Genomic DNA, 23,442 nt, shown 5'->3' with positions numbered 1-23,442 from the left:
AGGCGGGGATTCATGCCGGTGTCTTGGACTATTGCGGATGTGAAAAGGAACGCACTCGGCGTGATCCTGATCGCCGTTCTGCTCATGGCAATTCCCGCGGCCCTGACCAGCTGGACGAATGCCGCTAGCCCGATCCGGTGGGTTGCCGCCATCGATGCAACAGTGAGAAGTGCCCAGTGGGGACATGGCCGCATCAACTACCTGCTTTTGCTTGACGACGGCTCATCCCTTCTCGTCGACGACGATCGACTGCGTATGATCGGCTCACGTGTCGGCATCGAGCGCGTCACGCGCGACAACGGCTTCGTCTTCTATCGGTTTCCGGAATGACTGGTGGAGAGCGCTCTTCCTTCTTCCCTTGTGAGAGAAGGTGGATCGGCGCGCTAGCGCCGAGACGGATGAGGGTTGTTCCAGCGGAGTGAGGCGTTGGCGTTCCCTGGAACACCCCTCATCCGACCTCGCTTCGCGAGGCCACCTTCCCCCACAAGGGGGGAAGGAGAAAGGCGGCCCTAAAGCCGCCCCAGCCGCTCCACCAGCAGCGCGAAGAATGCGTCATGGTCGATGTCGTGCATCACCATGGCGTTCTTTTCCCGCTTGGTCACGCCCCACCAGTCGATGACGGTCATGCCCATGGTCAGCTCGGAAGAGGTCTCGACGCTGACGTTGCAGTTGCGGCCCTTGAACAGCTCGGGCTTGAGCAGATACGCGATCACGCAAGGATCGTGCAGCGGCCCGCCGTCGGTTCCGTATTTCTCCTCGTCGAAACGCTCGAAGAACTCCAGCATCTCGGCCGTCGCTAGGCCCACCTTGGTGCCGAGGTTGCGAAAGGCCTGCGTGCGCTTGGCGGTGGTCAGCGCCTTATGGGTGACGTCGAGCGGCATCATCACGATCGGAATGCCGGACTTGAACACCACATCGGCGGCCTGCGGGTCGACATAGATGTTGAATTCGGCGGACGGCGTGACGTTGCCACCCTCGAAGAAGCCACCGCCCATCAGCACGATCTCCTTGATGCGCGCCGCAATCCGCGGCTCGCGGATCAGCGCCAGCGCGATGTTGGTGAGCGGTCCGAGCGGGCAGAGCGTGATGGTGCCGCTGTCTTCGCGCATCAGCGTCTCGACGATGAAATCGACGGCGTACTGATCCTGAAGCGGCATCTTCGGATCGGGCAGCTGCGGCCCGTTGAGGCCGGTCTTGCCATGCACTTCCTCGGCGGTGACGAGCTCGCGCGTCAGCGGCCGGATGGCACCGGCATAGACCTTGATGTCCGGCCGGCCGGCCAGCTCGCAGATCTTGCGCGCGTTCTTCTCGGTCAGTTTCAGCGGCACATTGCCTGCAACGGCGGTGATGCCGACGATCTCCAGCTCGGCGCTGCCGAGCGCCAGCAATATGGCGACGGCGTCGTCCTGGCCGGGATCCGTGTCGATGATGATCTTGCGTGACTGCGGCATTTCAATTCCTTCTGGGAGTCTTTTTGGGCGGGGTTTTTGGGCGGGGTTTGTGATGGCTTGAACTTGTCCGCGCGGCGGACCATATCAAGACAATCGGGAAAAATGCCATCCGGGTTTTTCCAGTTTATGTCGCTCTCTAGAGGACACTGTAACATGAGCCGAATGACGCCCTTTTCGAGCCCGCTTCTCCTGGGCTTCGACACCATGGAAAAGACGCTCGAGCGCCTGGCGAAGTCCGGTGACAGCTACCCTCCTTACAACATCGAGCGCCTCAGCGGGGCCGACGGCATGGCCGAAAGGCTGCGCATCACGCTCGCCGTCGCCGGTTTCGCCGAAAGCGACCTCGATGTCACGACGGAGGAGAACCAGCTGATCGTGCGCGGCCGTCAGACCGACGATACCGAGCGCGAATTCCTTCACCGCGGCATCGCCGCGCGCCAGTTCCAGCGCTGCTTCGTGCTGGCCGACGGCATGCGGGTGATCGCGGCGGAGCTGAAGAACGGCCTGTTGTCGATCGATCTCGATCGGCCGGAGGTCGAGCGGCTGGTACGGAAAATAAACATATCGGTGAAAGACTGATCTTTACCGATGGCTCTCATGCGGGGCGGCCTTGGACGGCGTCCTCGCGCCAAGGAGGCTTGAAATGACCAGAACCGACGAAACCTTGACCATGACCAGCGGCGAATTCGCCCATCTCGGCGAAGGCTCGGTCGCCTATCTCAGGAAAGTCTCGAGCGACGATCTGCGCGGCCGCTTCCCCGGCCTCGGCGAAATCGCGCCCGGCCTGGAACTGTGGGCGCTGTTTGCCGCCAATGGCCAGCCGATCCTGCTCTCGGACGCCCGTGACCGGGCGCTGGCGGGCGCGATGGAGAACGACCTGACCACCGTCGCCATCCACTAAAGGCGGCCTGTCAGGATTCAAATGGCAAGGGCCGCCCAGGGCGGCCCTCTGGAACTTTCATCCGAAAAACTTCAGGCCGCGTGCGAGGCCTGCGTGTCCGACAACAGCGCGTGGATCGCCACCGCGTCGCGCGTGCCCCTGATCTTGGCCACCGTGTCGGCGTCGCGCAGCACGCGCGCGATGCGCGACAGGGCCTTGAGGTGATCGGCGCCGGCACCCTCGGGCGCAAGCAGCAGAAACACCAGGTCGACCGGCTGGTCGTCCAGCGCCTCGAAATCGACCGGCGTTTCGAGCCGGGCGAAAACGCCGGCAATGCGCTTCACCCCGGCGAGTTTGCCATGCGGTATGGCAATGCCGTTGCCGACGCCGGTGGAGCCAAGCCGCTCGCGCTGCAGGATGGTGTCGAACACTTCCCGCTCCGGAATGCCCGAAATCGCCGCCGCCCTCTCGGACAACAATTGCAGCAGTTGTTTCTTGGAGTTCGCCTTCAACGCCGGCATGATCGCCGGAACGTTGATCAGATCGCTCAGATCCATGCTTGAAAAATCCCTTGTTCGCCCGCCGCAGCCAGTCCTCGCCCCCTCGCGCGGCTGGCTGCTATCCCTGTGCGACCTTGGTCGTGGACGGATCGATCCAGCCAATGTTCCCATCCGGCCGGCGGTAGACGATGTTAAGATGCTCGTTCCCGGCATTGCGGAACACGAAGACCGGGCTGTCCTTGGTGTCGAGCTCGATGACGGCCGACGCCACCGACATGGTGCGCAGCGTCATTGTCGATTCGGCAACGACCGCCGGAGCGAAATTCTCCGGGATCTCCTCGTCGTCGTCAGCGAGCGGCGCCATCACCGTATAGGCGATGTCGGTCGGCTCGCCATTGCCATTGCCGGAATTGTGCGATTTCAGGCGGCGCTTGTAGCGCCGCAGGCGGGTTTCGAGGCGATCAGCCGCCGCCTCGAAGGCAAGCGTGGGGTCCTGCGCGTCGCCCGTCGCCTGCAATGAGGCGCCGGAATCGAGCCGGATCATGCAGTCGGCCGAAAAGCGCGACCCCGATTTGATGACCGTGACATGCCCCGAAAAACCGCGATCGAAATATTTTCCGATCGCTTCGCCGACACGGTCGTTGATGCGCGTACGGAACGCATCGCCGATGTCCATGTGTTTTCCCGAAATGCGCAGTTTCATCTGAAAACTGACCTTCCTTGCTCAGGCTTCAAACTGTCCCGAGTTTATACTCGTGGTCCGCGCGCACAAGCTTTGCGGCGGCGCTCGCGCCGATTTTAAATCCGAACTTTCCGGTTGATCACAAGTTGCCTTCTTGGCCGTCGCGAAGCCTTCGCCGTGACGGACCCATCCGCTGCGGGCATCAGACCCGCCTCATGCGGGCGGGCTTCTAGACACTTCATTGCAGCTTGTCAATGAAGCTTGAAAACTGTGGAAATCCGGCCGTGGCGCCACCGTGTCGAAGCTGCGATCAGCGGCCGGCGCTGGCCAGCGCCCGCTTCTCGCGCCGCCGCTGCACGGAGGAGGGAATGTTCATGCCTTCCCGGTACTTGGCGACCGTGCGCCGGGCGATGTCGACACCGCTTTCCCTCAGCATGTCGACGATGGCGTCGTCGGAGAGCACGTCGACAGGCTTTTCCTCGTCGATCAGCTGCTTGATGCGGTCGCGCACCGCCTCCGAGGAATGCGCGTCGCCACCGCCCGCCGAAGCGATCGAGGCGGTGAAGAAATAGCGCAGTTCGAACACACCGCGCGGCGTCAGCATGTATTTGTTCGCCGTGACCCGGCTCACCGTCGATTCGTGCATGCCGATGGCATCGGCCACCGTGCGCAGATTGAGCGGCTTCAAGTGCCGCACGCCATGGACGAGGAACGCGTCCTGCTGGCGCACGATCTCCGAAGCGACTTTAAGGATGGTCTTTGCCCGCTGGTCGAGGCTGCGCGTCAGCCAGTTGGCATTCTGCAGGCATTCGGCCAGGAAGTCCTTCTCCGCCTGGCCTTTGGCGTGGCCCGAAACCCTGGCGAAATAGACATTGTCGACCAGGACGCGCGGCAGCGTCTCGGCATTGAGCTCGACCGTCCAGCTTCCGTCATTGGCGGCGCGCACCTCGACATCGGCGACGATGGCGTCGCTGGCGCCGCCCGAAAACGCCATTCCGGGCCGCGGATCGAGCGCCCGGATCTCGGCCAGCATATCCAGGAGATCCTCCTCGTCGACGCCGCAGATCCGCTTCAGCGCCTGGAAATCGCGCCGCGCGAGCAGCTCGAGATTGGCGACCAGCGCCTGCATCGCCGGATCGAGCCGGTCGCGCACCGCAAGCTGCAGCGACAGGCATTCGGCGAGGTCGCGGGCAAACAGGCCGGCCGGCTCGAATGTCTGGCAGATGCCGAGCACCTTGGCCACAGTCGCTTCGCTGGCGCCGAGGCGAGCCGCGATCTCGCCCATGTCGGCGCGCAGATAGCCGGCCTCGTCGAGGCCGTCGCCAAGCTCGCCGGCGATCAGCCGCGCCGCCGGATCGGCAAAGGCGAGCGCGATCTGCTCGCCGACATGCTCGCGCAGCGTGATCGCTGTGGCCGCCATGTCGCCGACATCGAAACCTTCCAACGAGGACACGCCCATGCCGCTGCCGGAAGCCGATTTCCATTGCGCGGTGAGGTCCGGACCGAGCCGCTCGCTGGTGCCGGGATCGTCGGGAAACATATTCTCCAGCGAGGAGTCGAGCTTGTCCGAGATCGCCTCGGCGCTCCATTGCGTTTCGGCTTCGAACCAGTCGCCATCAGCTGCTGGCTCCGGCGCGGCATCGCTCTTCTGCGCCTGGTCGCTCGCCGCGTCGTCCTGCGGCTCGGCGCGCTCCAGCAGCGGGTTGCGCTCGATCTCGTCGTCGATGAAGCGTTCAAGCTCGACATGGGTAAGCTGCAGCAGCCGGATCGACTGCATCAGTTGCGGCGTCATCACCAGCGACTGGGACTGCCGTAGCTGTAGTTTCGCCGCCAGCGCCATGGTTGGTTTTCAAACGCCTCGTCTACGCACAGGACCAGCCGGGACAGATTTTCCGGCCGAACCACCAAACTGGCCCAGCTTTTGCTTGTCAAGGGAAACGGTAGCAAAACCCGCTTACCGGAGCGTTATCTCAGGCAAAAATCGGACAAGAATCCCGAAAATCACCGAAAAATTGCGCCGAAACCTGGGTTTCTTGTTTAGAGGGTAAAACCCTCGCCGAGATAGAGGCGCCGCACATCGGCATTGGCGACGATCTCGTCGGCGCGGCCATGCGTCAGCACCTGGCCGGCGTGGATGATATAGGCGCGGTCGATCAGGCCGAGCGTCTCGCGCACATTGTGGTCGGTGATCAGCACGCCGATGCCGCGCGCCGTAAGATGCCGCACCAGCTGCTGGATGTCGGCCACCGCGATCGGGTCGATGCCGGCGAAAGGCTCGTCGAGCAGCATGTAGGCCGGGCGCGTGGCGAGAGCGCGCGCGATCTCCAGGCGCCGCCTTTCGCCGCCGGACAGCGACATCGACGGTGCCTTGCGCAGATGGCTGATGTGGAATTCCTCGAGCAGTTCGTCGAGGCTGCGCTCGCGTTCCTTGCGGCTCTTTTCCACCACTTCCAGCACGGCGCGGATGTTCTGCTCGACGCTCAAGCCCCGGAAGATCGAGGCTTCCTGCGGAAGGTAGCCGATGCCGAGGCGGGCGCGGCGGTACATCGGCATCGAGGTGACGTCGAAACCGTCGATCTCGATCGTGCCTTCGTCCACGGGCACCAGACCGGTAACCATGTAGAAGCAGGTTGTCTTGCCGGCGCCGTTGGGGCCGAGCAGCCCAACTGCCTCGCCGGCGCGCACGCCGAGCGTCACGCCACTGACGACCTTGCGGCCCTTGTAGCTCTTGGTCAGGCCCTTGGCGATCAAGGTGCCCTTGAATTTCGCGGAATCGACGGAAACCGTCGCCGGCGCCGCTGGTTTGCCGGCGGCCCACCCCGGAAGGCGGGCCAGCAGCGACGATACGCCAGACATTATTGCTTCGGCGCTCCCGACTTCGGCGGCGGCGTCATCGACATGATGACGCGCCCGCCACAGCCGTCGACCTGGGCGAGGCCGCTCTTCATCTGCACGGTGAGCTTGCAGCCCTTCAGCACGTTGGGGCCCTGGGACAGCACCACTTCCTTGCCGGAAAGGACGAGCACCTGCGTCTTCATGTCGAAAGTGCCATTGTCGCCGGTGGCGATCTGGTCGTTCGATTTCATGTAGACCTTGTTGTCGACCACCAGGTGGTCGATGTTGGCCGAGCCGGTCATCGCCGATGCACCGGCGGCCGCGCCCTTGGCGGCATTGGGATCCTTGACGTAGTAGACCGTCATTTTGCCGGCCTTGAGCGTGGTCGGCCCCTGCGTCACGGTGACGTTGCCGCTGAACACGGCGACGCTGTCGGCCTGGCGGACCTCGAGCTTGTCGCTCTCGATCTGGATTGGCTGGTCGCCGGAGAGCTTGAGGCCGGAGACCTGGCTGGTCGCGCCGGACTGGGCGAGCGACGGCGCCACGCCCAGCAGCAGCAGCACCGAGACCGCGCCCAAAAGCCGTGCCGAACTACTGCGACGCATTCGATTCTCCGCTCCGTTGCTCTGCCGCCTTCAAGCTGGCGGGATCGATGTTGACGCGCACTTTGTTTTCGAAGACCAGAACCTTGCCATTGTCCTGGACCGCCATCGAATCCGCCGTGATCCGCGATCCGCCACGGCTGACATCGACCGGTTCATCCGTCTTCATAGTGCCTTTGCCCATGTCGAGGAAGACCGATTTGAGCTTCGCTTCGATGCCGTCGGTCGTCGTCACCGTGATGTCGCTGGTCAGGCTCATCGTGTTGCCGTCGCGGTCGTAGACTCCGCGCGTGGCGTTGACGGTCGCCACGTTGTCAGGCGTCAACGGCAATTTGGCATTGATGCCTTCCAGGTCGATGATGCCTTGCTTGCCGACGTCCTGTATGGCGCGCAGCGCCGTCAGCGAATAGGGCAGCTTCTGCTTGGTGAAGCCGTTGAGCTTGGGATTGGCCATCACCAGCTTGCCATCGGCGAAGGCGCTGCCTTCGGCCTGCACCGAGATCGACACCGGGGCTGCAAGATAGGAGTAGACCGGAAAGGCAATGGCGATCACAGCCGCAACCAGCGGCACGGCGAATTTCAGCACGCGCACGCGGCGCGAATGCCGCTGCGCGAGGTCGAACGCATCACCCCGCGTGGCGGCTGGCGCCGCTGGCGCCAAAGCCGTCTCGGCATTGGTCGTTTCGTTCGATCGCGCTAGCATGACTAATTTCTAATAAACCCTTGCCCCGCCAAATCACCGCCTATAGGTGGGATGCCGGCCCCCGTAAGCAAGCACAAGCGGAGGAAAACCGCAAAAATGTGACAGCTTCCGCCGTACAAACGAAAGTGAAGTCGACACAATCTACGCACTTCATAGCAGATACGGACGGGCGGCGTTAAAATTTCATGAAACGCCGGCTCGCATCGCGCGGGCGCTTTGACGCAACCCTACCACGAAACGGTAGCCGGGCGCTGGCGCTTGCTTTAAAAGCATGTCTTCCCACCGACCGAGAGGCTGACCATGGCAATGAGAGCCGACGACCTGATCGACCGCCGCCGCTTGCGCCGCAAATTGACGTTCTGGCGTGTTGCCGCGCTCGCCGTCGCGGCCATCGCGTTGATCGCGCTGTCGACCTGGGTCTATCGCGACGACTTCACCGGCCAGGCTGTCGACCACATCGCCAAGGTCAGGATCGAGGGTACCATCACCGAGGACGAGGAGCTGATCAAGCGGCTGGAGACCATCCGGGAGTCCTCGAAGGTGAAGGGCGTCATCCTGTCGATCGATTCGCCCGGCGGCACCACGGTCGGCGGTGAATCGATCTTCGAGGAGGTGCGCAAGCTCGCCGCCGACAAGCCGGTCGTGGCGGAGGTCGGCACGCTCGCGGCATCGGCGGGCTACATGATAGCCAGCGCCGCCGATCATATCGTCGCCCGCAAATCCTCGATTGTCGGCTCGATCGGCGTGCTGATCCAATATCCGGACGTCAGCGGCCTGATGGACAAGCTCGGCATCAAGCTCGAGGAGGTCAAGTCCTCGCCGCTGAAGGCCTCGCCCTCGCCCTTCAAGCCGACCAACGACGACGAGCGCGCCATGGTCCGCAAGCTCATCCTCGACAGTTATGACTGGTTCGTCGGCATTGTCGCCGACCGCCGCAAGATGACCCACGAGCAGGCGCTGGCGCTTGCCGACGGCTCGATCTTCACCGGCCGCCAGGCTCTCGCAAACCATCTGATCGACGCCGTCGGCGGCGAGACCGAGGCGATCGACTGGCTGTCGACCAAGGGCGTCGACGCCAAGCTCAAGGTGGTGGAATGGAAGGACACTGAGAGGCGCGGCGGCTTCCTGTTCTCCAAGACGATGGCGAAAACCATCGCCGGCGCGCTCGGCCTGCCCGACGCCGGCGACGACGTCATTCACGAAATTGGAGCCGACCGCTTGTTTCTTGACGGTCTCGTCTCGGTCTGGCACCCTTGACGCGCCGTTCGAGGCGAGCGAAAAAGCAAATAAAATCATCCGCATAATTTGACCGAAGTGCTTTCCGGGGAGCCGTTCTCATGATCAAATCAGAGCTTGTGCAAATCATTGCCACGCGCAATCCGCATCTTTTCCTGCGCGACGTCGAAAACATCGTGGGTGCGATCTTCGACGAGATCACCGACGCGCTTGCCGAGGGCAACCGGGTCGAGCTGCGTGGTTTCGGCGCTTTTTCGGTGAAAAATCGTCCCGCCCGCACCGGTCGCAACCCGCGCACCGGCGAATCCGTCGAGGTCGAGGAGAAGTGGGTGCCGTTCTTCAAGACCGGCAAGGAATTGCGCGAAAGGCTGAACGGCGGCAAATAGGCGCGAGTTCACGCGCCGGCCCTCCGACAGGCCTGCTTTCGACAGGAAATCAGATGTTCAACCGCTTCATGCTCGTCGTTGTCTTCGTGCCGCTGGCCGTGATCCTGATCGCGCTCGCCGTCGCCAACCGCGAGCCGATTGCCTTCACGCTCGACCCGTTCAACCCCGGCAATCCCGCGCTGACGCTGAAGCTGCCGCTCTTCGTCTTCCTTTTCCTGGCTCTCGCCATCGGCATGATCGTCGGCAGCTTGGCAACCTGGGTGAAGCAGGGCCGCTACCGCAAGCTGGCGCGCCAGCGCGGCGTCGAGGCCGAGAACCTGCGCCAGGCGGTCAGCCACGCGCCCCAGTCGCCGCAGGGTGCAGCCCTGCCGAAGCCGACCGCCTGAAGCCTTTGGGCACGAAACGGATGCCGCAAGATTTGCGGCTTCCCGGGCGCGCCTTCACTCCACGGAGTCTCTCATGCTGACCATTTCGGCCGCCGAGGTCGACCAGGCGCTCACCTTTCCCGGGCTGGTCGAGACGCTGCGCACCGCTTTCCGCGACGGCGCCGTGCAGCCGGTCCGTCACCATCACACGGTCGACCGTCCCGATGGCGCCGCCTCGACGCTGCTTTTGATGCCGGCCTGGACCGACTTCAACGCCGCCGGCACCTCGGCAGGCGGCCATATCGGCGTCAAGATCGTCACTGTCTCGCCTGACAACAATGCCATCGGCAAGCCGGCCGTGATGGGGCTCTACCTGTTGCTCGACGGCGCAACCGGTGAGCCGGAGGCGCTGATCGACGGCCAGCGGCTGACGCAATGGCGCACCGCGTGCGCCTCGGCGCTTGCCGCCTCCTATCTCGCCCGCAAGGACGCCTCACGGCTGCTGGTTGTCGGCGCCGGCGCGCTGTCGACCTTCCTCGCCAAGGCGCATTCGGCGGTGCGGCCGATCGACAGCATCCGCATCTGGAACCGCACGCCTGCCAATGCCGAGAAGGTCGCCGCCGGCTTGCGTGCCGAAGGGCTCCCGGCCAGCGCCGCCGGCGATCTCGACGCCGAGCTTGCCGAGGCCGACATCGTCTCCTCGGCGACCATCACCACCCAGCCGCTGGTCAAGGGCGCGCTGTTGAAGCCGGGCGCTCATGTCGACCTTGTCGGCGGCTTCACGCCGACGATGCGCGAAAGCGACGACGAAGCGATCCGGCGCGCCCGCGTCTATGTCGACACCCGCGCCGGCGCCACCAAGGAAGCGGGCGACATCGTCCAGCCGCTGGCCTCCGGCGTGCTCAAGCCGGACGCCATCATCGCCGACCTGCATGAGCTGGCGCGCGGCGAGAAAGCGGGTCGGCAAGGCGATGGCGAGATCACTCTGTTCAAGTCGGTCGGCGCCGCGCTCGAGGACCTCGCCGCCGGCATCGCCGTCTACGAGGCGCTCAAGCGATAGGCTCGCTCGCCAGTTCAGCACCCATTGCCCCGGCGATCAGCGCAAAATCATGCGCGCTGATTGAAAACAGGCCGAAACGGAACTGGTAGCCCCAGTTCGCCTTGCCAGCGGTGAAGTCGAGCCGGTCGAGCAACGGCTTGATTGGCGCTTCCTCAGCCTTCGCCCAGTCGACATCGCGCCGGAACGGCGTGAAGCCGGCGCCCATGTAGCCCTGGTAGGGCTCGCCGTCGCGCACCGTGCCGAAGGCGGTGAAAGACTGCAGGCCGTCCTTTTCGCCGAGGACCGTGCTCGGCGAATAGTAGACGATGCCGTCGCCCGGCTTGACGCGGCGCAGCGGCGGCGCCTTGCCATGATTGACCTGCATGAAGCCGCCTTCGCGACCGATCCTGACATGCGCCGCCGAGGCGACGGCGATCCAGTGCGCACTCATCCCTGCTCTCCATCGTTCAGCCAATAGACGCGCAGCCGGTGGTTGTCGGGATCGAGCGCGACGAAGGTGCGGCCGAAATCCATGTCCGTCGGCGCCTGCAGGATCTTCAGGCCGCGCCCGGCCCAGTCCCTATGGGCAGCGTCGACCGCGGCCGGCGTGTCCTGCGCAAAGACGAGCTCGGCTCCGCCGCCCGCGGCCGCCGCCGCCGGCTCCACCGTGTGGCGCGACCACAGCCCGAGCTTGAAGCCGTTGTCGAGCACGAACAGCACGAAGGTCGGCGACGCCTCGACCGGCTGCCGCCCGAGCAGCGCGCCGTAGAAGGCGCCGCTCCGCTCCGGGCTGTCGACATAGAGGATAATGAAATTTGGGGTGTTCATGTCTGCTCTCCAGGGTTTCGATTGGAGGAGCATAGGCCGCCCCACTGTCAGATTCTGGCAGCAGTCATTTGCAAGAGCGCGGAAAGAAACGTCAGGCCTCTGGCCCGCGCTTTGGTGCGTCCAGCGTCGCTCGCCACGCCTTGAGTAGAGCCTGCCGCCGGCGCGGATAGCGTATATCCGTGGCATTGAGCCCAGAAATGCGATCGGCGCGAAAGTGGCGAAAATCCTGCCGCGTCTCGCACCAGGCCACCACCACCCGCACCTTGTCGAAGAAGGCGAGCGCGAAGGGCCAGACCGTGCGTTCCGAGCCAGCACCCGAGGCATCGCGATAGAGGAAACCGAGCTTGCGCTCGTCGCGGATGGCCCGGCGCACCAGGCTGAGGTCGATGCCTTCGGTGGCCTCGGCGCCCGGCCCGACCAGCAGCGTGGTGGCGTCGAGATCCTCGCGCAGGTCGTCCGGCAGCACGGCCGCGATCTTGGCCAGCGCATCGGTCGCGGCGGCTGAAAGCCGCCTGTCCGGCTGCTTGGCGACCCAACGGGAGCCCAGCACGATGGCCTCGATCTCCTCGTCGGTAAACATCAGCGGCGGCAGCATGAAGCCGGGCTTCAGCACATAGCCCAGCCCTGCCTCGCCCTCGATCGGCGCGCCCTGCCCCTGCAGCGTCGCGATGTCGCGGTAGAGCGTGCGGATGGAGACGCCCATTTCGCCGGCGAGCGTGCGGCCGCTGACCGGCCGGCGGTGACGGCGCAGGATCTGGATCAGGTCGAGCAGACGTTCGGAACGGGACATGATTCTCGGGACTTGGGACCAACTCCACGATAGGACCGCATGGGCGCGGCAGGAAGCCAGGACGATCCACATCCCGCGACTCGGCCACGCCCACTTTGCTCAGAGATGCCCGCTCAGAGGCGAAACACCTTGACCTCATTACCGCGCTCCAGCGCCTTGTTGGCGATGAAGATTTCCGCCTTCGACTGTTCGGCCTCGCGGTCGGCGAGAACCCGCAGCATCGCTTCCAGCCGCCGCAGCGCGATCGCCTTGTTGCGGTGCTGCGAGCGCTCGTTGCGTGCCGTCACCACAATGCCTGTTGGCAGATGGACGGCGCGCACCGCACTGTCGGTGGTGTTCTGATGCTGGCCGCCGGGACCGCCGGCGCGCAGCGTTTCAAAGCGCACATCGGAAGCCGCGATCGAAGCCTCGGTAGGCGCTGCCGCCGCCAGATCCACCGTCTTCACGCCGACAAACCAGTTCTGGCGTTTGTGGCCCGGGCGCACTGGGCTCTTGAAGACGAATTTGACGGTGCCGCAATATTCCGCCGCCACCGCGGCGGCGTTCGCGCCATCGAGACCGAGCAGAGCGGATTTGGCGCCGTGCCTATCCGGCTTGTGGCCGAAGGTTACATCGATCGTGCAGCCGCGCCTGTCGGCCTCGGCTTCGATGATGCCAACCAGCGCCATCAGCGCGACGCGGCATTCCGCCGGGCCGCTTCCGGAGGTGACCAGAAGATCAATCGCGGGCATGGCGATCCCTCCTTCCCTGGCGGTCACGGATCGGTTTACCGCGTGTCCGGTCGGGCGGACCTTCGACAGCCTTCTTGTAGGTCACCAGCGGCTTCATCGCCGCCAGTGCCACTACCAGGCCCGCCTCGGCGAGGTCCCGCACCACCTGGCCGGCATCCTTGTAGGCGGTCGCTGCCTCCTCGATGACCAGGTTGCGATCGTCGCAGATCAGTTGCCCGCCCCAGGCGTTTCGCAACAGCGCGTCGCGCTCCGACCTGTTGCGGCCGACGCGGCCATGCATCGTGGCGCGGTCGTACTTGCGGCCGGCGCCATGCGAAATCCCGCCCAGCGACAAACCCGTGCCATCGCGGGCCTGCACGACATAACTCAGGCTTGCCCGCGACCCTGCGATCGGCGCAATGTCTCCGGCTGCAACCGCAGCCGAACCCTTGTGGTGCACCAGGCCGTCAACCCGTTCGCGCACAAGGTTGTGCGGAATGTCGGCGACCAGCCGAACATCGCTTTTCAGCACGCTTGCCGCACGCTCCGCGATCAGGTTGCGGTTGAGCGAAGCCCAGGCGACGCAGACATCATGCTGGCGGCGCCAGTGCATGCCGTCCGCGCTGTCGGGATCGAGCCCGGCCGTGAGCGCGGATTGGCCTTCGAGCATCTGCCCGAAGACATACGCGCCCAGGCCGCGCGAGCCGGAATGCACCAGCAGATAGAGTTTCTGGTGGTCGAACAGGCTTTCGCCGGCAGCGCCGATCGTCTCATCGACCGCCTGCAGTTCGCAAAAATGGTTGCCGCCGCCGATCGTACCCAAAGCCTCGGGATAGAGATCCGGCGGCAGATCCGATCGGCCAAGTGCCTCGGCCGGATCGAAGACATCCTCCGCCTCGAGCTGGCGCAGACGCTCGGCCGCTTTGTCGATCTTGAGCTTGCGCAGCGGCAAGTCGAGTTCGAACAGCGACATGCCGCAGCCGATGTCGTTGCCGATCAGCTGCGGGTGCAAGCGCTGCGACAACACGGCAATGCCGGTCGGGCCGTATTTGCCGGGATGCAGGTCTGGAAAGGCCGCAACCGAGGTGACGCCGGGCAAGGCCGCGACGTGCCTGAGTTGCTCGAGCGCCGCGCCCTCGATCCATGTCTGCGGCGAAAAACAATGCTGGATATGCGCAGCCGGTGCGGCGCACGACGAAGAGGGGCCGAGGCCCCCGATAAGATTGCCCATGATGGAACACTTCTGGATACAGGTCCGGTGTCGGACGCCTTCAGGCATCCGTTCGACCGGCGGCAGGCAGCAAGACGCTGGCTTACGCCGGAACCCCTGCGGGGTGCGCTGTGAAGATGTTCGTCATCTTTCGCTCCCATTCCAGAAACAACAAGCCGGCCCTCATAGACGAAACGCGCAAAAACACAAGTCCGTGGCGGCCACAGCATGACCATCATCGCTTGTTGCACCGCCGCGGCCCTCATGCCAAAAGCGGCCACTCGGTCCCGGAGATGCTCCTGCTTGAAGTCTTTTCGCGACAAACGCCGCGACAACCGTCCGCCCGCAAAGGGCGGGGCCGAACCCGTGCGGCCGCGCCAGGAGCACACGGCAACGAGACCACCGATTAGGTCGGGCGAACGGCATGAGGCCAAGACTCCGGAGCGATCGGAGCCCAAATCCGCACCGCGCGTCCTTGCGCGTCGCGATGGCTTGCCGCCTGCAGAGCGGCTGCCGCTGATCCTCGAAGTGGCGCCCAATGCCGATTATGCGTTGCTCGACAGCGGCGCCGGCCAGAAGCTCGAGCAGTACGGCCCCTACCGCATCGTGCGGCCGGAGGGCCAGGCGATCTGGCAAAGGGCGCTGCCGGCCAGGGACTGGGAGCGCGCCGACGCCATCTTCACCGGCGACACCGACGAGGAAGGCATCGGCCGCTGGCGTTTTCCGCGAACACCGCTCGGCGAGACCTGGCCGATGAAGCATGACGGCATCGACTATCTCGGCCGCTTCACCTCGTTTCGGCACGTCGGCGTCTTCCCCGAGCAGGCCTCGCACTGGGACCATATGGCCGGGCTGATCGCGGCGGCCAGGCGGCCGGTCAAGGTGCTCAACCTGTTCGGCTATACCGGCCTCGCCTCGCTGGTCGCGGCGCGCGCCGGCGCCGAGGTCACTCATGTCGATGCGTCCAAGAAAGCGATCGGCTGGGCCCGCGAGAACCAGGAGATGGCGGGGCTCTCCAACAAGCCGATCCGCTGGATCGTCGAGGACGCGGTGAAATTCGCCGAGCGCGAGGAGCGCCGTGGCAGCCGCTACGACATCGTATTGTTCGACCCGCCGGCCTATGGCCGAGGACCGAAGGGCGAGGTCTGGCAACTGTTCGAGGACCTGCCCGGCCTGACCGACCTCTGCCGCTCGATCCTGACGCCGAAGCCGCTTGCCGTGGTGCTCACCGCCTATTCGATCCGCGCCTCCTTCTTCGCCATCCATGCCCTGATGCGCGACACCTTCGCCGGGATGGGCGGCACGGTCGAATCGGGCGAGCTGATCATCCGCGAGAAGTCTGCCGGCCGCGCGCTGTCGACCTCGCTGTTCTCGCGCTGGGTGGCCTGAATGAACGCTTATGAGAGCTCGCGCGCCGTCGGCCAGGTCAAGGAAGTCACCAGCCTTGCCAACCCGCTCGTCAAGGACATCAAGGCGCTGGCGCTGAAGAAATTCCGCGACCAGCAGAATGCCTTCATGGCCGAAGGCCTGAAGCTGGTCATCGACGCGCTCGACCTCGGCTGGTCGATCAAGACGCTGGTCTTCGCCAAGGCCGGACGCGGCAACGCGGCGGTGGAAAAGGTCGCGGCGCGCACCGTCGCCGCCGGCGGCACCGTGCTTGAAGTCTCCGAAAAGGTGCTGACGGCGATCACCCGCCGCGACAACCCGCAAATGGTGGTCGGCGTCTTTGCCCAAAAGGTCCTGCCACTGAAGGAGATCCGCGCTTCGGACGGCGACGTCTGGGTGGCGCTCGACCGGGTGCGCGACCCCGGCAATCTCGGCACCGTCATCCGCACCGTCGATGCGGTCGGCGCCAAGGGCGTCATCCTGGTCGGCGACACGACCGACCCGTTTTCCGTCGAGACCGTGCGCGCCACGATGGGTTCGATCTTCGCCGTGCCGGTGGCAAAGGCGACGCCGGAGGCTTTTCTCGCCTGGCGCAAGGGCTTTCCGGGCCTCGTCGCCGGCACGCATCTGAAGGGCGCGGTCGACTACCGCTCGGTCGATTTCACCCGGGGGCCGGTGCTGCTTTTGATGGGCAACGAGCAGCAGGGCCTGCCCGACAGCCTGGCCGAAAGCTGCGACCGGCTGCTCAGGATTCCGCAGGCCGGTCGCGCCGATTCACTCAACCTGGCGGTCGCCACCGGCATCATGCTGTTCGAGATCCGCCGCGGTGCGCTGAAGCTGGGGCCGGACTAGACCATGATCCCAAAAAGCGGCGTCCGGTTTCCGGACAAGATCTTGGGCAAGGAAGAGGGCAACAAATCGTGAGGTCCTGGTCCCCGTATGCCCTGCTGACCGTCGTCGCCATCGCGCTCGACCAGTGGATCAAGCAGTTGGTGGAGGGCGGCCTCGCTTTCCAGGAGAAGGTCGATCTCCTGCCTTTCCTGGCGCTGTTCCGCACCTACAACACCGGCATCGCCTTCTCGATGTTCCAGTCCTTCGGCGATACCGGCCTGGTGGTCATCGCCGTCCTCGTCGTCGCCTTCGTGCTCTATCTCGCAACGCGCACGCCAGCGGGCCATGTGCTTGCCAGGATTGGCTTTGCACTGATCATCGGCGGCGCGCTCGGCAACCTGATCGACCGCGCCGCCTACGGCCATGTCATCGACTACATATTGTTCCACACGCCGGTCTGGTCCTTCGCCGTGTTCAACCTGGCGGACGCCTTCATTTCGGTCGGCGCCGCGCTTGTCCTCTTCGACGAATTGATCGGCTGGCGACACGAGCCCAAGCCCTCGCAAGATTGACCGGGCGCGGCTGAGGCCGCACAGTCCGGGCAGCGCACAACCGGGAAGAAAAAATGTCCGAAACCTTCAAAGCCATCCTCGTTTCGCGCGACGCCGACAAGAAGCAGTCGGTCGCGATCACCGACCTCACCGAGGCCGAGCTGATGGAGGGCGACGTCACCGTCGCCGTCGAGGCGACGACGATCAACTACAAGGATGGGCTGGCCATCACCGGCAAGGCGCCGGTCATCCGCCGCTGGCCGCTGGTGCCGGGCATCGATTTCGCCGGCACCGTGATCTCCACCTCGCATGCCGACTGGCGCAAGGGCGACAAGGTGATCCTCAACGGCTGGGGCGTCGGCGAGACACATTTCGGCGCTTTTGCCGGTCGCGCCCGCGTCAACGGCGACTGGCTGGTGCCGCTGCCCGACGGCATGAGCCCGCATGATGCGATGGCGGTGGGCACCGCCGGCTATACCGCCATGCTCAGCGTCATGGCGCTGGAACGGCACGGCATCGTGCCGGATCGCGGTCCGGTGGTGGTAACGGGCGCTGCCGGCGGCGTCGGCTCCGTCGCGATCTCGATCCTCTCCAGCCTCGGCTACCATGTCATCGCCTCGACCGGCCGCAATGCCGAAAGACCGTATCTGATCGACCTCGGCGCCGCCGAGGTGATTTCGCGCGATGAGCTCACTCAGCCGGCGAAGCCGCTGGCCAAGGAGCGCTGGGCCGGCGGCGTCGATGCGGTTGGCAGCCACACGCTGGCGAATGTCCTGTCGATGACCGCCTATGGCGGAGCCGTGGCCGCCTGCGGACTTGCCGGCGGCATGGACCTGCCGGCGAGCGTCGCTCCCTTCATCCTGCGCGGCGTCTCGCTGCTCGGCATCGATTCGGTGATGGCGCCGAAGGCGGTCCGTCTGGAGGCGTGGCGCCGCATCGGCACCGACCTCGACCACGGCAAACTCGCGAGGCTGTCCAGGACGATCGGTTTCGACGGCATCATCGACGCCGCGCGCGATATCGTCGAGGGCAGGATCAGGGGCCGCGTCGTAGTCGATATGTGAGCGCTGACGGGCGAAAACCGCGCGACCGTTAAAATTCGAGCGATCCGCCGCAATCTTCCATAATGTCTCTGTGGCATGGCTTTCCGCATGATCGCGGAATCCGGCATCAAGGCGGCGGAACGTGCCGCAGGCGTGGACGGGCCGGCCCCTGCCGCTCCGAAGCGGCAGCTTGTCGCCGCGCCGCCGCTGGCGCCCGTGCTCCCGCCCGCCAATCCCGAAGGCCTGGCTTTTCTCACCGTTGTCGCCATCGCCGTGTTGGCGGGTCTGGCGCACCTCACCGGCGCGCCGATCTTCGTCACCCTCGGTCTGCTGGTGACAGGCCTCGGCGGCCTCGGCATGCATCTGCGCAACAAGCGCAGCGAGCGCCGCGCCGCGGCCTTGCTCGACGAGACCGCCGCCCGCAGCCGCGCCGAGATCGAGACGCTCGCCGACCGCATGTGGGAGATGCAGGAGAGCGAGGAGCGGTTTCGCGGACTGATCGACGCGCTCGGCGATCTCGTCGTCCATCGCGATCGCGACGGCCACATCGTCTATGCCAACAAGGTTTTCGCCGACCTCGTCGAAATCGACCAGCGCGATCTTGCCGGCAAGACGCTGTCGGAGCTCGGCATCGATGTCGGGATCGTTCCCGATGCCGCCTTCTCCGATCATGAATGCCTGAGCTCGACCGACGTCGCCGTCCGCACGCCGAACGGCCCGCGCTGGTTTTCCTGGATCGAGCTGTCGGTGCGCGACAAGGACAACGGTGCCGTCTCGCACCGGGCGATCGCGCGCGACATCACCGCCCGCAAGCGCGCCGAATCCTCGCTGATCACCGCCCGTGAGCGCGCCGAATATGCCAGCCAGGCCAAGTCGCGCTTCCTCGCCACTGTCAGCCACGAGATCCGCACGCCGATGAACGGCATCATGGGGATGGCCAAGCTGCTGGTCGACACCGACCTCTCGCCCGAGCAGCGCACTTATGTCGGCGCCGTCTCGACTTCGGCCAGCGCGCTGCTGGCGTTGATCGAGGATCTGCTCGACTACTCCAAGATCGAGGCCGGCCGCTTCGACCCCGAGCCGCAGCCGACATCGGTGCGCGAAATCGCCGACAACATCATCGAGCTGATGGCGGCGAAGGCCTTCGCCAAGAACATCGGCCTCGGCTGCCATGTCGAGCCCGACGTGCCGCAGATGATCACCGCCGATCCGGGCCGGGTGCGCCAGGTCCTGCTCAACCTCATCGGCAACGCCATCAAATTCACCGACACCGGCGGCGTGCTGCTCGGCGTCGCGCGGGCGCGCACCGAGACCACCGACCGCATCTGCTTCACCGTCACCGACACGGGTCCGGGGCTGCGCGAAGAGGACATGGAACGCATCTTCGAGGAGTTCGAACAGTCGGACGGCACCTCGACCCGGGTGCATGGCGGCGCAGGCCTCGGCCTTGCCATCTCCAGGCGCCTGGTCACCGCCATGGGCGGTTCGATCTCCGTGTCCAGCCGGCTCGGCGAGGGATCCGAATTCGTCTTCGAGCTTCCGGCCGTGGCCGCGACCGAGCCGCCGCAGAACCGGCAGGACATCCTGTCCGGCCGACGCGCCGTGATCGTGTCGAAGAACGCGGTCGAGGCCGACGCCATCGCCCGCGCCATCCGCGCCCATGGCGGCGCCGTCGACCTGGCGACGACGCTTGCCCAGGCGATGCCTTTCGCCACGGGCTGCGACGTGCTTCTGGTCGATGCCGCCATGGAAAACGGCGACGGGCGCCTGCTCAAGCGCTTGCGCCAGAACGGCTTTGTCAACTGCGAGGCGATCACTCTGATCGCGCCGACCGACCGCGGCATGCTCGGCGAATTCCGCGCCAACGGCTACGCCACCTTCCTGGCGCGGCCGGTGCGCGGCGAGACGCTGCTGCGTGTGCTTTTGACCAGCCACGCGCCCGCCCCGCCCCAGCCACAAGCCGACAAGCACGGCGCGCCGCCAGTGCGCGCCGGTGGTCGCCGTGCCGATCAGGGTCTGTCGGTGCTGATCGCCGAGGACAACGACATCAACGCCATGCTCGCCCGCGCCACGCTTTTGAAAGCCGGGCATCGTGTCAAGGTGGTCGGCAACGGCAAGGCCGCCGTCGAGGCCGTCACCGATGCCGGCCTGAAGCACCGCTTCGACGTGGTGCTGATGGATCTGCACATGCCGGTCATGGACGGGCTGGACGCCATCGCCGCCATCCGCCGCCACGAGGAGGCGCTGGCCGTGCCGCCCGTTCCGATCATGGTGCTGTCGGCGGATAGCCAGGAAAAGACCCGCCATACCGTGCTGGCGCACGGCGCCAGCGGCTTCGTCACCAAGCCGCTCGACCCGGACGCCCTGGTCAGCGCTGTCGAGGCGCAGGTCGCGGCCTGAATTTTTTGCCCTTCGCACACGCCTTGGATTGCCTGGCTTTGCCCAGCTAAAGGTAGCCGGTTGAGGGCATTCGCCAGCCGACGAAGTATTGCCCGCTGATGCGTATCACGGTACTGTCACAATCCTGTTGCACCTACACCGTATCCCCGTGCCAAGAGGGATGGCTCGAAGGAGAATCACTCGTGCATACAGTTATGCCGGAATGTGACACTCGGCCGAACGCCGGCGGCGCCCTGCTCGCCGCGCGGACCGCCGATGCCGTCGCAACAGGCGCCCCTCTCGGCCGCATCGGCAATCTCGAAGTGCGGCTTGCCCGCAACGAAGCCGAGATCGCCGCCGCCCAGGAAGTGCGCTACCGGGTATTCTATGACGAGCTTGGCGCCCGGAAGGACCTGTTCCAGGCGCAGGACCGGCGCGACGCCGACCGTTTCGACCCGCTCTGCGATCACCTTTTGGTGTTCGACACCTCCCTCCCCGGCCCTGAACACCGCCGCATCGTCGGCACCTACCGGCTGCTGCGGCAGGAGATCGCGGCGACGGCCGGCGGCTTCTATTCCGAGGGCGAATTCGAGCTGACCAAGCTGATCGCCCGTCATCCCGGCCAGCGTTTCCTCGAGCTCGGCCGCTCCTGTGTCCTGCCGGAATACCGCTCCAAGCGCACCATCGAGGCGTTGTGGCAAGGCATCTGGGCCTACATCAACCACTATGGCATCGGCGTGATGACCGGCTGCGCCTCGTTCCACGGCATCGTGCCGGCGGCGCATGCCGAGGCGCTGACCTATCTCGCCCATCACTGCCGCACCAATTCGGCCTGGGACGTCAAGGCGGTCGCCGGCCGCTACTGCGCCATGGACCTGATGCCGATCGAGGCGGTCAACGCCAAGGCCGCGATCGCGGCGATGCCGCCGCTGGTCAAGGGCTACCTGCGCGTCGGCGCCCGCATCGGCGACGGCTGCGTCATCGATCACGAATTCTCGACCGTCGACGTCTTCGTCGTCATGCCGGTCAAGGAGATCGGCGCGCGCTACGTCAACTACTATGGCGGGGAAGCCCAGCGCTTCGCGGCGTGACGCGAGTAGGCAGTAGGCAGTAGGCAGTAGGCAGTAGTGAAGACGTCATATTCACGCTCCACTGACTACTGACTATTCGCTAATCCCTAATCCCTCTCTCAGGGAATATCCTCCGGCCGCCGTCCCGGCCGGCTCTTGTAGGACGGGAAGGCCCAGCCGAATTTGAGCGCGCCGCCGCGCACCACGAATGCCGCGGCGAAACCCAACAGGCCCGCCGCCAGCGGCGGCAGTCCGGCAAGGTCGCCGACGGTGAAAAGCGCCGCCCCCGCCAGCGCCGCCGTGACGTAGATCTCGGGGCGCAGAAGCACCGATGGCTCCCCCGCCAGCAGATCGCGCAGGATGCCGCCGAAAGTGGCGGTCAGCACGCCGGTGATGGTGGCGACGACCGGCGAGCCGGTAATGGCGAGGCCCTTGGCGGCGCCCATCACCGAGAAGGCGGCGAGGCCGATCGCATCGAGCCAAAGCAGCAATTTGTAGCGGGATTCGACCAGATGGGCGCTGAAGAAGACCAGCACCGCGACCACCACGCAAATCAGCACATAGTCGCGGTTGGCGACCCAGAACACCGGCAGGTTGAGGATGACGTCGCGAAACGTGCCGCCACCGATGCCGGTGACGCAGGCCAGGAACAGGAAGCCGATGATGTCGAGTTGCTTGCGCGAGGCGGCAAGCGCACCGGTCGCCGCGAAGACGGCGACGCCGGCATAGTCGAGAAGCTCGATGGGGTTCAAGGGCATGAGGCAGTAGGGATTAGGCAGTAGGGATTGGGAGGTTTGGGAATATGATTAGCACGAAGCCGCGCGATTCATACGACCACCTTGATTTCCCTACTGCCTACTGCCTAATCCCTAATCCTACTCACGCATCCTTCTCGGCCTGCTCGTTCACCGGCCCCGGCTCGACCGGCGCCTCGGCGGCAGCGGCCTTCGGACCGCCCTTGGCGACGCCGACCATGGCGGGCCTGAGAACCCGCTCGCCGATCGAATAGCCCGGCTGCACGACCTGAACGACGGTGCCGGCGGGAACGTCGGGATTGGGCACCTCGAACATCGCCTGATGGAAGTTCGGGTCGAACTTCTCACCTTCCGGCACGAGCTTCTTCACCCCATGCCGCTCCAGCGCCGCAAGCATGGCGCGCTCGGTAAGGTCGACGCCTTCGATCAGCGCCTTGAAGCCGGCATCGCCCGACGCCATGGCCTCGGCCGGAATGGCGTCCAGCGCGCGACGCAGATTGTCCGACACCGACAGCATGTCGCGGGCGAAATTGGCCACCGCATAAGCGCGCGCGTCATGCACGTCGCGCGCGGTGCGGCGTCGCAGGTTCTCCATCTCGGCCGCGACGCGAAGCGCGCGGTCCTTCAATTCCTCGTTTTCCTTCAGCAGCCGCACCAGCGCCTCGTAGTCGCCGTCGACGCTGCCTTGCGTACGTTCGCCGCCCGCCTCGGTGGGCTCCATATCCTCGGGCGCGCGTTCGTCTTTTGCCTGGTCGCTCATCGCCGTTTCCCGTCATTCCGAATGGTGTGGATTTGCGCCCGATATCGAGGTTTGAAGGCCAAAAATCAAGGGGCAAGCGCCCCGGCGGTGTTCTTAGGCGCCTGAAGCGACCCATTCGCTATTAAATCAAATTTTACCCTAACCACCGGCTTCACTTGCAAGAAAGCGATGGTGCGGGAACCATTGTCGGGTTGAGGGAGTTTCGAAACCAACACAGGATGTTTTGGGACGATGACCGGCAACAAGGGCGATAAGCGCGCTGAGCTGGCCGCTGATATCAAGCGGCAGTTCGGCAATGAGGCGACGATGCGCTTTCTACGCACGCTGCCGTCGTTTCGCCTGGAGAGCGACATACCCGAGCACTTTCGCGAGCTTCTGGACCGCCTGGACGGCATCGAAGCCGGCATCGCCAGCAGCGATCGCCGCCAGTAGATCACCACACGCGGACAT

The 23,442-nt window shown here is 65.2% G+C and carries 28 protein-coding genes; 14 read left to right on the top strand and 14 right to left on the bottom strand.

What is annotated here, in order from left to right:
- Nucleotides 1-60: 60 nt before the first annotated feature.
- Nucleotides 61-330, top strand: a complete 270-nt coding sequence (locus JG743_RS08720; protein ID WP_244673090.1) for a hypothetical protein — start codon at nt 61-63, stop codon at nt 328-330.
- A gap of 179 nt (nt 331-509) precedes the next feature.
- On the opposite strand, the gene JG743_RS08715 is transcribed toward JG743_RS08720, so the two are convergent.
- Nucleotides 510-1,451 (bottom strand): nucleoside hydrolase, encoded by a 942-nt coding sequence (locus JG743_RS08715; protein WP_202299485.1) that lies wholly within the window; start codon nt 1,449-1,451, stop codon nt 510-512.
- 153 nt (nt 1,452-1,604) lie between these two features.
- On the opposite strand from JG743_RS08715, the gene JG743_RS08710 reads away from it, so the two are divergent.
- A complete protein-coding gene (locus JG743_RS08710) occupies nt 1,605-2,030 on the top strand; it encodes an Hsp20 family protein (protein ID WP_126058304.1) in 426 nt (141 codons plus the stop codon).
- A 64-nt stretch (nt 2,031-2,094) separates the two neighbouring features.
- On the top strand, nt 2,095-2,352 hold the full coding sequence (locus JG743_RS08705) for a BQ00720 family protein (protein WP_202299483.1): 258 nt from the start codon (nt 2,095-2,097) through the stop codon (nt 2,350-2,352).
- Nucleotides 2,353-2,423: 71 nt separating this feature from the next.
- On the opposite strand, the gene ptsN is transcribed toward JG743_RS08705, so the two are convergent.
- The 6 genes from ptsN to lptC all read right to left on the bottom strand — a co-directional run bounded on the left by ptsN (nt 2,424) and on the right by lptC (nt 7,653).
- A complete protein-coding gene (gene ptsN, locus JG743_RS08700) occupies nt 2,424-2,888 on the bottom strand; it encodes a PTS IIA-like nitrogen regulatory protein PtsN (RefSeq protein WP_006200387.1) in 465 nt (154 codons plus the stop codon).
- Nucleotides 2,889-2,949: 61 nt separating this feature from the next.
- The gene (gene hpf / locus JG743_RS08695; RefSeq protein WP_127286970.1) at nt 2,950-3,534 is read right to left on the bottom strand and encodes a ribosome hibernation-promoting factor, HPF/YfiA family; all 585 of its coding nucleotides are present in this window, start codon (nt 3,532-3,534) and stop codon (nt 2,950-2,952) included.
- Between the two features lie 289 nt (nt 3,535-3,823).
- Entirely contained in the window at nt 3,824-5,353 is a 1,530-nt protein-coding gene (gene rpoN, locus JG743_RS08690; RefSeq protein WP_202299475.1) for an RNA polymerase factor sigma-54, read from the bottom strand.
- 197 nt (nt 5,354-5,550) lie between these two features.
- Nucleotides 5,551-6,369 (bottom strand): LPS export ABC transporter ATP-binding protein, encoded by an 819-nt coding sequence (lptB, locus tag JG743_RS08685; RefSeq protein ID WP_202299474.1) that lies wholly within the window; start codon nt 6,367-6,369, stop codon nt 5,551-5,553.
- Nucleotides 6,369-6,953 carry an LptA/OstA family protein gene (locus tag JG743_RS08680; RefSeq protein ID WP_202299472.1) on the bottom strand — a complete coding sequence of 195 codons (585 nt, stop codon included), beginning with the start codon at nt 6,951-6,953 and terminating at the stop codon, nt 6,369-6,371. Before JG743_RS08680 ends, lptB begins: the two co-directional genes overlap by 1 nt.
- Entirely contained in the window at nt 6,940-7,653 is a 714-nt protein-coding gene (lptC, locus tag JG743_RS08675) for an LPS export ABC transporter periplasmic protein LptC (RefSeq protein WP_202299471.1), read from the bottom strand. Before lptC ends, JG743_RS08680 begins: the two co-directional genes overlap by 14 nt.
- 300 nt (nt 7,654-7,953) lie before the next feature.
- On the opposite strand from lptC, the gene sppA reads away from it, so the two are divergent.
- The 4 genes from sppA (at nt 7,954) to JG743_RS08655 (ending at nt 10,700) form a co-directional block, all read left to right on the top strand.
- Entirely contained in the window at nt 7,954-8,910 is a 957-nt protein-coding gene (sppA, locus tag JG743_RS08670) for a signal peptide peptidase SppA (RefSeq protein WP_202299469.1), read from the top strand.
- Nucleotides 8,911-8,990: 80 nt separating this feature from the next.
- Entirely contained in the window at nt 8,991-9,275 is a 285-nt protein-coding gene (locus JG743_RS08665; RefSeq protein ID WP_006200394.1) for an integration host factor subunit beta, read from the top strand.
- A gap of 53 nt (nt 9,276-9,328) precedes the next feature.
- The gene (locus tag JG743_RS08660; RefSeq protein WP_202299467.1) at nt 9,329-9,661 is read left to right on the top strand and encodes a lipopolysaccharide assembly protein LapA domain-containing protein; all 333 of its coding nucleotides are present in this window, start codon (nt 9,329-9,331) and stop codon (nt 9,659-9,661) included.
- 73 nt (nt 9,662-9,734) lie between these two features.
- Complete coding sequence (locus JG743_RS08655) at nt 9,735-10,700, top strand: ornithine cyclodeaminase family protein (RefSeq protein ID WP_202299465.1); 966 nt, start codon at nt 9,735-9,737, stop codon at nt 10,698-10,700.
- Here JG743_RS08655 and JG743_RS08650 read toward each other — a convergent pair.
- The 5 genes from JG743_RS08650 to JG743_RS08630 all read right to left on the bottom strand — a co-directional run bounded on the left by JG743_RS08650 (nt 10,690) and on the right by JG743_RS08630 (nt 14,238).
- Complete coding sequence (locus JG743_RS08650) at nt 10,690-11,130, bottom strand: EVE domain-containing protein (RefSeq protein WP_202299463.1); 441 nt, start codon at nt 11,128-11,130, stop codon at nt 10,690-10,692. The genes JG743_RS08655 and JG743_RS08650 overlap by 11 nt on opposite strands.
- Nucleotides 11,127-11,507, bottom strand: coding sequence for a VOC family protein (locus JG743_RS08645; protein WP_202299461.1), 381 nt, complete (start codon nt 11,505-11,507; stop codon nt 11,127-11,129). Before JG743_RS08645 ends, JG743_RS08650 begins: the two co-directional genes overlap by 4 nt.
- 91 nt (nt 11,508-11,598) lie before the next feature.
- Entirely contained in the window at nt 11,599-12,297 is a 699-nt protein-coding gene (locus JG743_RS08640) for a helix-turn-helix transcriptional regulator (protein WP_202299452.1), read from the bottom strand.
- A 113-nt stretch (nt 12,298-12,410) separates the two neighbouring features.
- Nucleotides 12,411-13,028: a peptide chain release factor H gene (gene prfH / locus JG743_RS08635; RefSeq protein WP_202299450.1), complete on the bottom strand. Its 618-nt coding sequence runs from the start codon at nt 13,026-13,028 to the stop codon at nt 12,411-12,413.
- Entirely contained in the window at nt 13,015-14,238 is a 1,224-nt protein-coding gene (locus JG743_RS08630) for an RNA ligase RtcB family protein (protein WP_202299448.1), read from the bottom strand. Before JG743_RS08630 ends, prfH begins: the two co-directional genes overlap by 14 nt.
- Nucleotides 14,239-14,520: 282 nt before the next feature.
- Between JG743_RS08630 and JG743_RS08625 the strand changes: the two genes are divergently transcribed.
- From JG743_RS08625 to JG743_RS08600, 6 genes are all read left to right on the top strand, one after another.
- Complete coding sequence (locus tag JG743_RS08625) at nt 14,521-15,606, top strand: class I SAM-dependent rRNA methyltransferase (RefSeq protein WP_202299446.1); 1,086 nt, start codon at nt 14,521-14,523, stop codon at nt 15,604-15,606.
- Nucleotides 15,607-16,455 (top strand): TrmH family RNA methyltransferase, encoded by an 849-nt coding sequence (locus JG743_RS08620; RefSeq protein WP_202299444.1) that lies wholly within the window; start codon nt 15,607-15,609, stop codon nt 16,453-16,455.
- 68 nt (nt 16,456-16,523) lie between these two features.
- Nucleotides 16,524-17,006 (top strand): signal peptidase II, encoded by a 483-nt coding sequence (lspA, locus tag JG743_RS08615; protein ID WP_202299442.1) that lies wholly within the window; start codon nt 16,524-16,526, stop codon nt 17,004-17,006.
- Nucleotides 17,007-17,059: 53 nt separating this feature from the next.
- Complete coding sequence (gene acuI / locus JG743_RS08610) at nt 17,060-18,049, top strand: acrylyl-CoA reductase (NADPH) (RefSeq protein WP_202299440.1); 990 nt, start codon at nt 17,060-17,062, stop codon at nt 18,047-18,049.
- A gap of 87 nt (nt 18,050-18,136) precedes the next feature.
- Nucleotides 18,137-20,428 carry a response regulator gene (locus JG743_RS08605; protein WP_202299438.1) on the top strand — a complete coding sequence of 764 codons (2,292 nt, stop codon included), beginning with the start codon at nt 18,137-18,139 and terminating at the stop codon, nt 20,426-20,428.
- A 194-nt stretch (nt 20,429-20,622) separates the two neighbouring features.
- Entirely contained in the window at nt 20,623-21,498 is an 876-nt protein-coding gene (locus tag JG743_RS08600; RefSeq protein WP_446720904.1) for a GNAT family N-acetyltransferase, read from the top strand.
- Nucleotides 21,499-21,596: 98 nt separating this feature from the next.
- Here the strand turns inward: JG743_RS08600 and JG743_RS08595 are convergent, their stop codons facing one another.
- Together JG743_RS08595 and grpE are read right to left on the bottom strand one after the other, a co-directional pair.
- Nucleotides 21,597-22,229, bottom strand: coding sequence for a trimeric intracellular cation channel family protein (locus tag JG743_RS08595; RefSeq protein ID WP_202299434.1), 633 nt, complete (start codon nt 22,227-22,229; stop codon nt 21,597-21,599).
- A gap of 127 nt (nt 22,230-22,356) precedes the next feature.
- Nucleotides 22,357-22,992, bottom strand: coding sequence for a nucleotide exchange factor GrpE (grpE, locus tag JG743_RS08590; RefSeq protein ID WP_202299432.1), 636 nt, complete (start codon nt 22,990-22,992; stop codon nt 22,357-22,359).
- 231 nt (nt 22,993-23,223) lie between these two features.
- Here grpE and JG743_RS08585 point away from each other — a divergent pair, with 231 nt between their 5' ends.
- Nucleotides 23,224-23,424 (top strand): hypothetical protein, encoded by a 201-nt coding sequence (locus JG743_RS08585; RefSeq protein ID WP_202299430.1) that lies wholly within the window; start codon nt 23,224-23,226, stop codon nt 23,422-23,424.
- Nucleotides 23,425-23,442: the final 18 nt, after the last annotated feature.

This window comes from Mesorhizobium sp. 131-2-1 (assembly GCF_016756535.1).
Classification (GTDB): Bacteria; Pseudomonadota; Alphaproteobacteria; order Rhizobiales; family Rhizobiaceae; genus Mesorhizobium.
The sequence above is the reverse complement of the archived record's forward strand: the minus strand, read 5'-3'. Positions and strand labels throughout refer to the sequence as shown.